Origin of the sequence: Amycolatopsis sp. NPDC057786 (genome assembly GCF_042797905.1) — a bacterium.
Lineage (GTDB): Bacteria > Actinomycetota > Actinomycetes > Mycobacteriales > Pseudonocardiaceae > Amycolatopsis.
Window position 1 is genome coordinate 25,391 of sequence record NZ_JBHVKW010000010.1, and the last position, 12,915, is coordinate 38,305.

At 69.4% G+C, this 12,915-nt stretch carries 13 protein-coding genes and 1 pseudogene; 8 read left to right on the forward strand and 6 right to left on the reverse strand.

Going from position 1 to position 12,915, the window contains the following annotated elements; translation table 11 throughout:
- Positions 1–59: 59 nt before the first annotated feature.
- On the reverse strand, positions 60–2,045 hold the full coding sequence (locus ACFVM3_RS09250) for a WD40/YVTN/BNR-like repeat-containing protein (protein WP_378437102.1): 1,986 nt from the start codon (positions 2,043–2,045) through the stop codon (positions 60–62).
- Between the two features lie 127 nt (positions 2,046–2,172).
- A complete protein-coding gene (locus ACFVM3_RS09255; RefSeq protein WP_378437104.1) occupies positions 2,173–2,976 on the reverse strand; it encodes a sulfite exporter TauE/SafE family protein in 804 nt (267 codons plus the stop codon).
- Between the two features lie 91 nt (positions 2,977–3,067).
- Here ACFVM3_RS09255 and ACFVM3_RS09260 point away from each other — a divergent pair, with 91 nt between their 5' ends.
- The 3 genes from ACFVM3_RS09260 (at position 3,068) to ACFVM3_RS09270 (ending at position 5,014) form a co-directional block, all read left to right on the forward strand.
- On the forward strand, positions 3,068–3,841 hold the full coding sequence (locus ACFVM3_RS09260; RefSeq protein ID WP_378437105.1) for an AraC family transcriptional regulator: 774 nt from the start codon (positions 3,068–3,070) through the stop codon (positions 3,839–3,841).
- A gap of 76 nt (positions 3,842–3,917) precedes the next feature.
- Positions 3,918–4,694: an acetoin reductase gene (locus ACFVM3_RS09265; RefSeq protein ID WP_378437107.1), complete on the forward strand. Its 777-nt coding sequence runs from the start codon at positions 3,918–3,920 to the stop codon at positions 4,692–4,694.
- The gene (locus ACFVM3_RS09270; protein WP_378437109.1) at positions 4,691–5,014 is read left to right on the forward strand and encodes a putative quinol monooxygenase; all 324 of its coding nucleotides are present in this window, start codon (positions 4,691–4,693) and stop codon (positions 5,012–5,014) included. Before ACFVM3_RS09265 ends, ACFVM3_RS09270 begins: the two co-directional genes overlap by 4 nt.
- 45 nt (positions 5,015–5,059) lie before the next feature.
- On the opposite strand, the gene ACFVM3_RS09275 is transcribed toward ACFVM3_RS09270, so the two are convergent.
- Together ACFVM3_RS09275 and ACFVM3_RS09280 are read right to left on the reverse strand one after the other, a co-directional pair.
- Positions 5,060–5,875: a DUF1206 domain-containing protein gene (locus tag ACFVM3_RS09275; protein ID WP_378437111.1), complete on the reverse strand. Its 816-nt coding sequence runs from the start codon at positions 5,873–5,875 to the stop codon at positions 5,060–5,062.
- Between the two features lie 103 nt (positions 5,876–5,978).
- Positions 5,979–6,401 carry a hypothetical protein gene (locus ACFVM3_RS09280; protein WP_378437112.1) on the reverse strand — a complete coding sequence of 141 codons (423 nt, stop codon included), beginning with the start codon at positions 6,399–6,401 and terminating at the stop codon, positions 5,979–5,981.
- 131 nt (positions 6,402–6,532) lie between these two features.
- On the opposite strand from ACFVM3_RS09280, the pseudogene ACFVM3_RS09285 reads away from it, so the two are divergent.
- A pseudogene (locus ACFVM3_RS09285) lies at positions 6,533–7,109 on the forward strand (dihydrofolate reductase family protein).
- Between the two features lie 32 nt (positions 7,110–7,141).
- Here ACFVM3_RS09285 and ACFVM3_RS09290 read toward each other — a convergent pair.
- Together ACFVM3_RS09290 and rlmN are read right to left on the reverse strand one after the other, a co-directional pair.
- A complete protein-coding gene (locus ACFVM3_RS09290; protein WP_378437114.1) occupies positions 7,142–7,447 on the reverse strand; it encodes a hypothetical protein in 306 nt (101 codons plus the stop codon).
- A 31-nt stretch (positions 7,448–7,478) separates the two neighbouring features.
- Positions 7,479–8,585 carry a 23S rRNA (adenine(2503)-C(2))-methyltransferase RlmN gene (rlmN, locus tag ACFVM3_RS09295; protein WP_378437116.1) on the reverse strand — a complete coding sequence of 369 codons (1,107 nt, stop codon included), beginning with the start codon at positions 8,583–8,585 and terminating at the stop codon, positions 7,479–7,481.
- Positions 8,586–8,804: 219 nt separating this feature from the next.
- On the opposite strand from rlmN, the gene ACFVM3_RS09300 reads away from it, so the two are divergent.
- The 4 genes from ACFVM3_RS09300 to ACFVM3_RS09315 all read left to right on the forward strand — a co-directional run bounded on the left by ACFVM3_RS09300 (position 8,805) and on the right by ACFVM3_RS09315 (position 12,859).
- A complete protein-coding gene (locus ACFVM3_RS09300; RefSeq protein ID WP_255632411.1) occupies positions 8,805–8,939 on the forward strand; it encodes a hypothetical protein in 135 nt (44 codons plus the stop codon).
- A gap of 86 nt (positions 8,940–9,025) precedes the next feature.
- The gene (locus tag ACFVM3_RS09305) at positions 9,026–11,194 is read left to right on the forward strand and encodes a YcaO-like family protein (protein WP_378437117.1); all 2,169 of its coding nucleotides are present in this window, start codon (positions 9,026–9,028) and stop codon (positions 11,192–11,194) included.
- Positions 11,194–12,402: an MDR family MFS transporter gene (locus ACFVM3_RS09310; protein ID WP_378437119.1), complete on the forward strand. Its 1,209-nt coding sequence runs from the start codon at positions 11,194–11,196 to the stop codon at positions 12,400–12,402. Before ACFVM3_RS09305 ends, ACFVM3_RS09310 begins: the two co-directional genes overlap by 1 nt.
- Positions 12,392–12,859, forward strand: a complete 468-nt coding sequence (locus ACFVM3_RS09315; RefSeq protein ID WP_378437121.1) for a GNAT family N-acetyltransferase — start codon at positions 12,392–12,394, stop codon at positions 12,857–12,859. The genes ACFVM3_RS09310 and ACFVM3_RS09315 overlap by 11 nt, the downstream gene beginning before the upstream one ends.
- Positions 12,860–12,915 lie beyond the last annotated feature (56 nt).

Here is a 12,915-nt window from a genome sequence, read left to right on the forward strand (position 1 = left end):
CGAGGGACCGAGTAAACGCTTCGTGGCCGGAACTTTCTCCGGCCACGAAGCGCCAGGACTCAGTACAGCTTCAACCGGTACGCACCGGACTGCGCGGTGCCCGCGAACAGGTACCGGCCGTCCGCGCTGATCGCCAGGGAGAGCACCCTGGGATCGGGCAGCGCGCCGGGCACGGGTGACCAGGTGCGGCCGAAGTCCGTGCTGCGCAGCACACCTCCCCCGGTCGAGTTACTGGCGAACCACACCCGGAAGTCGAACGGATGCGGCAGGATCCGGCTGATCTCACGGGGATCCTCACCATCGTGGACCCGGCGGAACGTCCGGCCGCCGTCCTCGCTGAGGTGGATGCCCGCGCCGCCGATGAGCACGCGGCCGCCACCCCATCGGCTGACCGAGATCGAACTGACCGGCTGGCTCGTGACGTGGGTCCAGGTCTTGCCGCCGTCGTCCGACCGGGACAGGCCGTCGAAGTCCCCGCCCCAGACCCGGTCCGGGTTCCACGGATCACCGGCGAACGCGATGAAGCCGTTGTCGGACGCGAGCTTTTCCCAGGTCTTCCCGGCATCGTTGCTGCGGTGGAGCACGTAACCGCTGGGCGTGAAGGCCGACACGAGGATCCGGTCCGGGTCGGCGGGATGGGCGAAGATCGTCCTGGGGAGTCCTTCCTTCGCCTTCGCCGCGAACTGCCAGGTCCGCCCGCCGTCACCGCTGCGGAGCACGTCGAGCGCGAACCCGTTCCGGGTCACCTGCCAGACGACGTCCGGCCGTCCCGGCGACACGGACAGGCGCGCGTCCTCGTGCAGCCGGTCGGTGGGATGTGACTGCCAGACGCGGTCCGCCGCGGAGACCTTGCCGCGCGGGAGCGGAGTGTTGTAGATCTCCTGCACGCCCGCCGCGACGACGCTCTCGCGCAGGAGGTTCCCCGTGGTCACGAGGTCGCGAATGGATTCGGCGGGCACGCCGATCTGCTGGTACCCGCTTTTGCCGCCGTCCGCGTACACGCCGCGGTAGAGCGAGGAGATGAGCGTGGTGGCGGGTTTGCCCGGAACGGCGGGGAGTTCGATCATGTCGCTGACGCCCTCGCCAGGGGCGGGCACCGGTTTGCGGGTCCAGGTGCGGCCGAAGTCCGAGCTGACGTCTATGTCGTTATACGTCGCGATATACAGGCGCCCGCCGACGAAGTGCGGTTCGCGCAGGGGCTGCTCGCCGGGATCGCGCCGCAGCACGGTCCAGGTCTTGCCGCCGTCGGTGGAGCCGTGCAGTTCGGGGCCGGTCGTGACCACCAACCGCTTGCCGTCCGCGGCGACCTGATTGATCTCGCCGTTGGTCCGGTAGACGAGTTCGGCCCGCGGCTCCTTGCCGCTGACCCCGCGGACCGCCCAGAGCGCGTATTCGGGGTAGACCGTCGTGAAGTAGGCGTCGTCGCCGACCATCGTGAGCTTGAGCGCGCCGACCGGTGAGGCGATCCCCTCGCGCGGCCAGGTCCTCGGCACGTCGTTCCAGTGCTCGCCGCCGTCGATGCTGACGCTCAGCGAGTCGAGGTTCTGCACCACGACAACCCGGCCCGTCGGGTCCGTGGCCATCCCGAACGCGCCGTCGGGGTACCACTCGCGCAGGGTCTCCCAGGTCTGGCCACGGTCGGTGGTCCGAAGGAACATCCCGTGCCACTCGCCGGGCATCCCGCCGGGCGAGTTGCCCACCGCGAGCATCCGGTCCGGGTTCACCGGATCGGCGAAGAATCCCTGGATGGACGTGTCCGCCGGCAGGCCCCTGCGCACGGTCCACGAGGCGCCGCGGTCACCGGAGAGCCACAGGGCGGGCGGGCCGGGCACCATCATCGCGAGCCCGGCGGGCGAGACCGCCAGTAGCCCGCCGACGCTGTTCGGGCCGACCGGGTCCCAGGTGCCGTGCGGCTGCCCGGTCGCGTTGACCTCGGTGGGCGGCAGCTGGGGTTCGGCGGTGGCCACCGACGTCGCCCCGGTGGTCCCGAGAGCCGTCAGCAGTCCGAGAACGAACATGCGTTTGGTGATCGATCTCAGTTTCATGCGGGAGATCTTGGCGCAAGTTCCCGGAAAGAGATAGAGGATTCGTCGGATCTTTGCCTGCCGATAACCCCTTGTCAGGTCACGGCCTCCCTGTCAAGGCTTGACATCAGCAGAACTCATCCGATCACTAGCGGACGACGATCGCGATCAGCGCGGTGACGAGCAGGGCGAGGTACGCGATGGCGTGCGCGCGATCCGGAATCCGGCCGACTACCCGGCGCGTCACGGCGATGGTCGGCAACGATCCGCACAGCAGCGCGCCCGCGGCCACCAGATCGATGTAGCCGAGGTGGGCGGCGCCCGGAGCCGGGCCCGTCGCCGCGAACGCGTAGACGGCCGTGCCGATCACCGCCACCGGCAGGCTCAGCGGGTTCGCCAGCGCCGCCGCGTCGGCCATCGGCAGGCCCTTGCGCCGCATGAGCGGGACGGTGAGGACACTGCCCCCGACCCCGAGGAAGCTCGCCACGGCACCGATCCCGGCCCCGCCCGCCGTCGTGGTGATCCCGCTGAGCGCACGCGGCCGGCTGTCGTCCCGCCTGCTCACGAATCCCTTCCGGACCACGCTGTCGGCGATGGTCAGCGCGAGGTAGGCGACGAAGAGCCAGCGCAGGGCACTCTCGTCTGCCATGGTGGCCGCGAAGGATCCGAGCACGGCACCCAGGCCGATGAACGCGATGAGCGGCCACAGGTAGTCGCGGCGCAACCGTCCGGTCCGCAGTTGCGCGAAGGTCGCGCTCCCGGCGTTGACCACCATCACCGCGGTCGACGTGGCCACCGCCACGTGCATCGCGGCCGGCGCGTGCTCCGGCTCGGCGAGCGCGAAGGCGTAGACGACGGGAACGGTGATGAAGCCGCCACCGAATCCGAAAAGGACGGTGGTGACGCCGCTCAGGCAACCGAACCCGAGGAGCACCGAGATCTCGATCAGCACTCCTGCGACGGTAGGTGGCCGCGGCGCGGCGGGCATTCGAAAGAGCGCCAGTTTCTTTCGCGGATCGGACACCCGGCGTAGCCTCGGTGAGGTGCGTGACATCCCCATCGACGAGGTCGACCACCTCGACCGCGCGGTGGTGGCGATCCGCACCGATTACCCGCCGGGGCACCGGATCCTCCCGCATCGGCATCGGCGGGCGCAGTTCCTCTACAGCGCGACGGGATCGATGCGGGTCGAAACGGCCGACGGCACGTGGACCATCCCGACGCGGCGGGCGGTGCTCGTACCACCGGAGACCGTCCATCAGGTCTTCACCACGACCGTGAGCACCCGGAGCCTGTACATCGAGCCGAAGGCCGTGCCGTGGTTCCCGCGCCGCTGCCAGGTCGTCGAAGTCTCCGCGCTGCTCCGCGAACTCCTGAACGAGGCTGTCGGTGTGCCCGGTCTGTACGCCCCGCGCGGGCGGGACGCCGCGGTCATCGGCCTGGCCCTGCACGAAATCCGCCGGGCCGCCCCGGTCCGGCTCGATCTCCCTCTCCCGACGCACGAGCGGCTCCGCGCGCTATGCGAGTCCTTTTTGGACGATCCGGACATTCACGAACCGGTGGGCGCATGGGCGTCCCGGCTGCATGTGAGCGAGCGGACGCTGAACCGGCTCTTCACCGCCGAAACCGGACTGAGTTTCGCCCGCTGGCGGCAGCGGGCCTGCGTCCTGCATTCCCTCTCGCTGCTGTCGGAGGGTCGTCCCATCGCCGGGATCGCCGCTTCGCTCGGCTACGAGAGCCCCGCCGCGTTCTCCACGATGTTCACCCGGCTTCTCGGCACCTCGCCGAAGGACTATCGCGCCGCTGTCTCAAAGTGAGACACGACGCCCCTCCCACGGTGCCGCCGTCGCCCCTACCTTCCGTTCAAGCCCAGGCGAACAAGGGAGTCATCGCATGAGCAAGAACGTACTCGTCACCGGTGCCGCACGAGGAATCGGAAAGGGGATCGCGCTCCGGCTCGCCGCCGACGGGCACGACGTCGCGGTCAACGACATCGCCGCCAACGAAGCGGAACTCGAGGCGGTCGCCAAGGAGATCCGCGAAACGGGACGGCGCTCCGCGACGATCACGGCGGACGTTTCGGATCCGGCGTCGGTCACCGCCATGGTCGCCGAAACCGCCGCCGCGCTGGGTTCCCTGGACGTCATGGTGGCGAACGCGGGGATCGCGCAGGTCCTGCCGCTGCTCGAAGTGACCCCGGAGGACTGGGACCGGATGATGGCCGTCAACGCGCGCGGCATCTTCCTCTGCTACCAGGCCGCGGCCAAGCAGATGATCGAGCAGGGGAACGGCGGCAAGATCATCGGCGCGGCGTCCATCGTCGCCCATCGCCCGTTCGCGTTGCTCGGCCACTATTCCGCGTCCAAATGGGCGGTGCGCGGGCTGACCCAGGCCGCCGCGATGGAATGGGCTCGCCACGGCATCACCGTCAACGCGTACTGCCCCGGCATCGTCGGGACGGCGATGTGGGACCTCATCGACGAGAAACTGGCGGAATCGGAAGGAATCCGGAAGGGACAGGCGATCGAGAAGTACTCGAACCTGATCCATCTCGGGCGGGTCTCCGTTCCCGAGGACGTGGCGGCGTACGTCTCGTATCTCGCCTCGCCGGATTCCGATTACATGACCGGGCAATCGGTGATGATCGACGGAGGAATCCAGTTCTCATGATCTTCATCACGGCGAAGTTCCTGGTCCGCCCCGAACACGCGGACCGATGGCCCGAGATCGCCCGCGACTTCACCGAAGCGACCCGGGCCGAACCCGGTTGTCTCTGGTACGACTGGGCCCGCAGTCTCGACGACCCGAACGAGTACGTGCTCGTCGAGGCGTTCCGTGACGACGACGCGGGCGCCGCCCATGTCGGTTCGGAGCATTTCCGCGCGGCTCGGCGCGAGCTTCCGCGCTACCTGGCCGAGACGCCGCGCATCGTCAACGCGAAGGTCGATCAGGACGGTTGGTCGGAGCTGGGCGAGCTGGCCGTCGAGTAGGCTCCTTGTCCCGCCTCGGTTCCGGGGCGGGACAAGGCCGCTTCCTCAGCCGCGCTGGGCCCGTGCCGCACCGACGCAGTACACGCCGAAGGCCGCGACCCCGAGTGCCACCACGATGAGCAGCACCGTGCCGAACGGCTGAGCGGCCAAGGTCCGCAGGGCGGCGTCGAGCCCGCCGGAACGGGCCGCGTCGTTCGTCAGCGCCGCGAAACCGACGAGTACCGCGACCACGGCGAACACGAATCCCCTTGCCACATAACCGATCCTGCCGAGCCGCTCCACCCAACGCCGGGTCCCCGACGGGAGCCGCGAGAGGTCGAGATCCTGCTCGAAGGTGCGGCGTACGCCCTTCACCACCGAGCCCACCGCGACGCCGAACACGATGACGGCCACCACCGTCACCAGGAAGGGCCCGGCCGGCAGCCCGAGCAGCCACGCGGTGAACTCCTGCTGTTTCTGGTCGCCGCTGCCCTGCTGCCCCGCGCCCCCGGCGACCCTTGCCGCGTAGACACCCAAGGAAACCCCCACCACGCAGCGCACTCCGGACGTCACGCGCTTGACGGTCCGGGACCTGCGCTTGCCGATCCAGGTGTAGCCGACCGCGGCCAGCAAGGCCTGCCACAGGCCGTAGGCCACCAGTCCAGCCGCCAGCAGCCACAGCAGCACACCGCCCATGGCGGTGGAGCCGACCTCCGCGATCGCGCCACGGCCGTCGGCCTCCTGGCCGCCACCGCCGACGGCGACGCGCACCGCCAGATACCCGATGAGCAGGTACACCAGGCCGTAGCACCCCATCCCGATCCGGCCGAGCACCTGGACGGCCGTGTTGTGGCGCACCTGTCTCGCCTTGGTCGCGGACATCGGGTCCACCTCCTCGTGAGTCTTCATCGAGTGTCACGGCCGACGGGCATGACCGCCGCGTGACTGGTCCGTCCGGCCCAGCGGGGAGGAGGTGGTGTGTCGCCTAAGCGAAGAGCCAATCGCGTGTGTCGCGGTGCCTGCCGAGCCCCACCGCATCGAACTCGTCGAAGTGGTCGCCCTTGACCACGCCGAGCCTGCGAAGCGCCCGGGAAATCGGACTCCCGCCGGCCGGAAGGGGCTCTCCCTCGGCCAGGAGCAGCGGGCCGAGGACCGTCTCGCCGCCGTCCCACACCTGCGCGGATTGCGTCCCGACACCGCCGAAGTACTCGGCCTCGACGTACGCCACGGCGCCGTGCTCGGAGCACTCGGCGAGCGCTGTCCAGAATTCCCCGGCTTCGTGCAGCGCCTCGGTCAGCGGCATCAGTGACAGATGGTGTCCGAGTGAGACGAACCGCGCGCCCTCGATCGAATCGAGCACTTCACCACGTGCGGACTCGGTGGCGAGGACAGCTTGCAGGCGATACACGCCCGCATCCTGTCACCTCGTGGCCCGGCGGCAGATCTTTTCCGGGCCGATGTCGATCGGCGCGGGGTCCTTTCGTAGCCAGGGTGAGGGACGAGGAGCGCCCTCCATGCGGAACCCACCGAAGGAGCACCATGACCACGACCTACACCTTCGACGTTCTTTTCCAGCCTCGACGGCTACGGCTCCCACACCGGCGATTGGGGCGGCTACTGGGGCAAGCAGGGCCCCGAACTCCTCCGGCACCGCCTCGCCCTGTACTCCGAGGAGCAGCGGATGGTCTTCGGCGCCACCACATTCCGCGCGAACATGGAGATGCTGAACGTGGAGCGCGAGGCTCTGGACCCGTGGGTCACCCGGCTGAAGCACCTGCCGGCGACGGTGGTGTCGACCACGCTGCGGGAGCCGCTCGACTGGCCGGACGCGACCGTCGTGAGCGGGGACGCGGTCGACGTCGTCGCCCGGCTCAAGGAGGAGTCCGACGTCCCGCTGCGCTCGCACGGCAGCCTCGCGATGAACCGGGCGCTGCTGGCAGCCGGGCTCGTGGATCGCGTCCAGGTGACGGTTTTCCCGGTGATCACAGGGAAAACCGGAGCCGACTCGATCTTCCGGGGCGCGGCCGACTTCGACCTCGAACTGCTCGAGAGCCGCACTTTCGACGGGCGCGTCCAGGAGCTCGTCTACCGGCCGACCCGGCACGAATCGAGCTGACCCTCCACAAAGGACGGTCCTGTCGAGCCTGCCTAGACGGTGCCCGACCCGACCGCCGGACGGCGGTGAGAACCGAGCCAGGGCGCCAGCAGGGCTTCGAGGTCGGCGTCCGACAACGCGTACGGCCCGCCGTGGAACTCGTGCCACCGCGAAGCGTCCCGCGCCGCCATGTACTCCACCTCGAACGCCCGCATCAAGACGTACATGAAGGTCACCGAGCTGAACCGGTCACCGAGCAACGTCCTGGCCTCGCGCGCGACACCTGTCGCGCCGTGGCCGATGACGTCCGTGAGCTTCAGCTCCTCCGCAGCCGGGTCCAGCAGGCTGGGGGCATACATCACGACAGAATCTCCATCTGAAAGGTAGAACTCAGTTCTCGGCAGCGAGCTGACCGCACGCCGCCGCGATCTCCTGACCACGCGTGTCACGGACCGTGCACGCCACACCGCCCGCGTTCACCAGCCGGACGAACTCACGCTCCACCGGCTTCGGCGAGGCGTCCCACTTGCTGCCCGGCGTCGGGTTCAGCGGGATCACGTTCACGTGCACCAGCTGGCCAAGGTGCTGCCGAAGCCGCTTCGCCAGCAGCTCGGCACGCCAAGGCTGATCGTTGACGTCCCGGATCAGCGCGTACTCGATCGACACCCGGCGGCCGGAGGTGTCCGCGTAGTACCGGGCCGCGGACAGGACCTCGTCCACGGACCAGCGCTCGTTCACCGGTACCAGCGTGTCGCGCAGCTCGTCGTCCGGCGTGTGCAGCGAAACCGCCAGCCGCACCTGCATCTTCTCGTCCGCCAGCTTGCGGATCGCCGGCGCGAGGCCCACCGTCGACACCGTCACCGAACGCTGGCCGATGCCGAGCCCGTCCGGCGAGGGATCCGTGATCCGCCGGACCGCCGCCACGACACGCTTGTAGTTCGCCAGCGGCTCGCCCATGCCCATGAAGACGATGTTCGACAGACGGCCGGGCCCGCCGGGCATCGCTCCGTCGCGCATCACCGCGGCCGCGGCGCGGACCTGGTCGACGATCTCCGCGGTCGACAGGTTCCGGTCGAGACCGCCCTGACCGGTCGCGCAGAACGGGCACGCCATCCCACAGCCCGCCTGGCTCGAAATGCACAGGGTCGCGCGGTCCGGGTAGCGCATCAGCACGCTCTCCAGCAGCGTCCCGTCGTGCGCGCGCCACAGCGTCTTGCGCGTGGTGCCGTCGTCGCACGCGAGCGCCTTGATCTCGGTGAGCAGCGTCGGCATCAGATCGCCGACGAGCTTCTCCCGCGACGCCGCCGGGATGTCGGTCATCTCCTCCGGGTTCACCGAGAGCCGCGAGAAGTAATGGTTCGAAAGCTGCTTCGCGCGGAACGGCTTCTCCCCCAGCTCGGCGACGGCAGCGGCCCGCTCGGCGGCGGAAAGGTCGGCGAGGTGGCGCGGCGGGAGGCCGCGCTTGGGCGCGTCGAAGACGAGAGGGAGGGCAGTCATAGCTCACTCAGTGTCCCATGTCCACCTCTGACGCGCCTGAGCCGCCCCTGATCGCTGTTTTCCAGGTCACGTGAACCGCACCCGGGCCGGACCGTGCGTTCTTCCCGAAGAACCGTGCGGATCGCATTTCAGGAGACGTCGGAAGGTCACGTCCGGACCGAGACTTGGTCATGTCGCGCCACGGAGCGTGACGGTCCCGAGTGAACTACAGGAGGAACCATGATCTCGACCTACGAGCGCCCCGCCGCCGTCGTCGTCCACAACCGCGCCGTGGTCCACAACCGCGCCGTCGTGCACAACCGGGCCGTCGTCCACAACCGCGCGGTCGTCCACAACCGTTCCGCCGCCAAGTAACCGGCCGATAAGCCGCCCGCGCCGCCGCGATCCGGCCACCGGGCTCGCGGCGGCGAGGCGGGCGTCCTGGAAACGATGGGGTTGCCATGGGGTCCGAAGAGATCAGACCGCGGCTCGACGGAATCGAGATCACCGATCTCGAACCGGAGCTCTGCTTTCTCGTCACCCCCAACGGGGGACAGTTCTACGTCGCCGCGCCCACCCGGGAGTTCCGCGTCTGGGCGAGCCGCTGTGACGGCACCCGGACCCGCGCCGAGCTGCTGGCTGGCATGGCCCCGGACTACGAGGAAATGATGGACATCCTCGAAGCCGACGGCTGCCTCCGCCACGACCGGGACACCGGGGCGGACGACGTCGCCACCACCTCGGTCCTTCTCACCGGCTCGCCCGCGCTGATCGAGCCCTTGGCGGAGATCCTCGACGGCACCGGGTACGCGAGCGTCGAGACGGTCCCCTACTTCCACGACCTGTCCGAAATGGACATAGAGAACGCGGTCGTGGTCGCGGCCTTCGACCACCCCGCCTATACCGAACTGATCGCGCTGGACGCGTTGTGCGCCGGCAGCGGGGTGCGCTGGCTGCCGTTGCGCCGGGAACGCGGCCGGGTGATCGCCGGTCCGGCGATCACGCCGGGCGGCATCGATTTCGCCGACGTCGTCGCACGGCGCCGCTCCGCCGCGCAGGACCCGCGAGTCGTCGAGGCGTTCCTTTCGGCCCCCTCGGATTCCACCCCGCTTCGGCCGGGCGACGCCCGCTGGGCACTGACCACCCTCGCCGTCCATCTCGAACGCTGGCTCTCCGGCGGACGATCCGGCATGACCACCGGCGAGATCGAGCTGAACCCGGCGGACCTCACCGAGATCCGCCGTCCGATTCTCCCCGTACCCGACCGGGCCCGCCCTGTTCCCGCCACGACCGACCCCGAACTGCTGGTCGACGACCAGACCGGGATCGTGACCGGCGTCGGCGAGATCCCGCCCGCGCCGGGGATGCCCGCCCGGCTGCGGGTCTGCGCGGTCGACGTCGCGGACATGCGCCGGGTGACGAACTGGCCCAACGACCGTCAGGCCTTCGGGACGTCGTGGCACGACTTCGACCTCGCGCGTCAGTCGGCCATCGGGGAAGCGGTGGAGCGCTACTGCGGAAGTTGGCTCGCTCCGGAGCGCGAAGTGTGCTTCGGCAGCTACAAGCAATTCGCCCGCTACGGAATCCCTGCACTCGACCCGCAGCGGCTGAACCTCTACTCGGCCGCGCAGTACCGGTCCCCGGGTTTCCCGTTCGCGCCGCTGACCCAGGACACGGAATGCTCGTGGGTGGAAGGCTTCTCCCACACCACCGACGAACCCGTCTGGCTTCCGGCGTTCCTGTTCTCGAACGAACGCCAACCGGGGGAAGCGCGTTTCGCCGATCCGCTGATCGCCGGCCTCGCGAGCGGGACCACCGAGGAGCACGCCGTCACCTCCGGCCTCGAAGAGGTCCTCGAACGCGACACGACCATGCTCTGGTGGGCGAACACGCCACGCCTCGGCAGGCTCACGATCCCGGACGAGATCCGGTCGCTCATCGCCGACGCCACCGACGACTACGAAGTCACGCTCATCCATCTGGACAACGAGTTCGATGTCCCGGTGGTCGCCGCGGTCGTACTCGACCGCGTGAAACGCTGGTTGTCGATCGGCTTCGCGACCCGGCCGGATGCCTTGGAGGCAGCGAAGAAGGCACTCGCCGAAGGATTCACGCTCCAGCACACCTGCCGCGCCCTCGACGACGAACGCGAACTGTCCGGCATGCGCCGGGATCTGCCGCATCTGGGCAACCTCAAGCCGCACCGGGCAGATCGGCGTTACCTGGACTCGTACCGCGAAGACTTCGCCGATGTCGTGGATCTCCTTTGCCAGCAACAGATCTACCTTGACCCTCGGGCCGTGAAGCGAGTGGCCCCCTGGCTCATGGACCTGCCGAGCCGCGGCTGGGACGACCTTCCCGCCCTCGGGGAGCGACGGCTCAAGGCCTACCAAGCCCGCGTCGAAGCCAGGGGATTCGAGGTGATCAGCGTCGACCTGACGACCTGCGACGTCGCGGCCGCCGGATTCCACGCCGCGCATACGCTGGTCCCTGGCCTCGTCTCGAACTTCCCCGCCGGATCGCCGTTCTGGGGCAACGGAAGGATCGCCGAAGCGGCGGTGGCGCTCGGCTGGCGGGACGAACCGCTCGCCGAGCACGAACTCAACGTCTTCCCGCTCCCCCACGCGTGATGGCCACCGCCGACCTGCTCGGTCTGCCGAGCACTCGCGGCCGGTTCCCGCTCATCGCGGCGCAAAGCATCGACGCGCTGGGGACCGGCTTGTTCCTGCCGTTCGCCGTCGTGTACTTCCACGCGGCGAAGGGTCTGTCGCTGACGGCCGTCGGGGCGGCGCTGTCGATCGCGGCGTTGATCGCGCTGCCGTCGGGACCGCTCGCGGGACGGCTGATCGACCGGTTCGGCCCGGGACGGATGGTGATCACCGCCAACCTGATCCGCGCCGTGACCTTCACCGGCTACGTCTTCGCCGGCGAGGCATGGCATCTGGTCGTCCTGGCCGCGGTGACGTTCTGGGGCGAGGGCATGTTCTGGCCGTCGACCGGCGCGCTGGTGGCGCAGGTGGCCGACGACGGCCAGCGCGCCCGCTGGTACGCGATGGAACGCGCGCTGCGCAACGTCGGCATCGGGCTCGGCGGGCTCCTCGGCGCCGCGATGGTCGCCTGGGGCGGCACCGGCGGCTACACGGTCATCGTGCTCGTCAACGCGGCCAGTTTCGTCGTCGCGGCGGTTCTCGTCGCGTCGTGGCGAGCCCCGGCGAGCACCGTTCGCGAGACCGGATCCGAGGCCGTGCCCGCGGGCGGCTACCGGAAGGTGCTCGCCGACCGGATCTTTCGCGGCGTACTCGTGACGGTCTTCGTCTTCGCGTTGTGCGATCTGGCGTTGACCGTCTTGCTGAGCGCGTACGTCCTCGACGGCCTGAAGCTGCCGGCCTGGCAGCCCGGGGTCCTGTTCGCGATCAACACGGTGCTCGTCGTGCTCGCGCAGACCGTGGTGTCCCGCCGGGTCGAGCGGCGCCGGATGCCGCGCACGCTCCAGGTCTCCGCCGCGGTGTGGGCGGCGTCGTTCGTCCTGTTCGCGCTGGTACCCACCGGGCGACCCACCATGGCGTTCCTCGTGCTCACCCTCGCGATGATCGTCTTCACCGGCGCCGAACTGCTCCAGGCACCGACCAGCAGCGCGCTGACCGTCGCGATCGCCCCGGCGCGGCTGCGCGGTCGTTATCTCGGCCTCGAAGAACTCGTTTGGAGCGCGGCGCGGGTCATCGCGCCGGCGACGTTCACCTGGCTGCTGTCACACGGCGCGGCGTTGCCGTGGCTGGTGCTGATCGGCTGTTGTGGCGTGGCCATCGTGGTACTGGGCAGACTGAACCGTGCGCTCTGAGCTGGACGACGTCTATCGCCGCGTCTACCGCGAACCGCCGTACCTCGAAGGCGAGGACGACGTCGCCCGGTTCGGCGTGCTGTTCGCCGAACACGCCGCGCTCCCGGGGTTCGCCATGACGACGGTGCGCGAAGCCGGGGCACTCGGCGGCTTCGCCTACGGAGTCCGGCAAGAAGCAGGCTGGTGGCCTGAACGCGCGACGGCTCCGGCGCCCTCGTGGCTCGACGGCGAAGAGCTGTTCTACGTGTACGAGCTGGCGCTCCTCCCCGAGCTCCGCGGTCGCGGGCTTGGCCGCGCTCTGCTCGATGACCTGCTGAAAGAGCGCCCCGAGCGGTTCGCCGTACTGGCGTCCCGCGTCGAGGCGCCCGCTCGGCGGCTGTACCGCCGCTGGGGCTGGCGGAAGGTCGGCGAGTTCGACTCCGGCGGCATCGATCTGCTCGCGTTCGACCTCTCCTGAGACCCAGATCACCGAGAACGGGTTGCCATACGACTGTTTACGATATATCGTGAACA

Excerpts from the sequence above, each read along its gene's own strand:
- rlmN (WP_378437116.1), bottom strand. The coding sequence starts at position 8,585 with ATGACTGCCCTCCCTCTCGTCTTCGACGCGCCCAAGCGCGGCCTCCCG.
- ACFVM3_RS09265 (WP_378437107.1), top strand. The coding sequence starts at position 3,918 with ATGAGCAAGAACGTACTCGTCACCGGTGCCGCACGAGGAATCGGAAAG.
- ACFVM3_RS09300 (WP_255632411.1), top strand. The coding sequence starts at position 8,805 with ATGATCTCGACCTACGAGCGCCCCGCCGCCGTCGTCGTCCACAACCGC.
- ACFVM3_RS09310 (WP_378437119.1), top strand. The coding sequence starts at position 11,194 with ATGGCCACCGCCGACCTGCTCGGTCTGCCGAGCACTCGCGGCCGGTTC.
- ACFVM3_RS09305 (WP_378437117.1), top strand. The coding sequence starts at position 9,026 with ATGGGGTCCGAAGAGATCAGACCGCGGCTCGACGGAATCGAGATCACC.
- ACFVM3_RS09275 (WP_378437111.1), bottom strand. The coding sequence starts at position 5,875 with ATGTCCGCGACCAAGGCGAGACAGGTGCGCCACAACACGGCCGTCCAG.
- ACFVM3_RS09290 (WP_378437114.1), bottom strand. The coding sequence starts at position 7,447 with ATGTATGCCCCCAGCCTGCTGGACCCGGCTGCGGAGGAGCTGAAGCTC.
- ACFVM3_RS09250 (WP_378437102.1), bottom strand. The coding sequence starts at position 2,045 with ATGAAACTGAGATCGATCACCAAACGCATGTTCGTTCTCGGACTGCTG.
- ACFVM3_RS09270 (WP_378437109.1), top strand. The coding sequence starts at position 4,691 with ATGATCTTCATCACGGCGAAGTTCCTGGTCCGCCCCGAACACGCGGAC.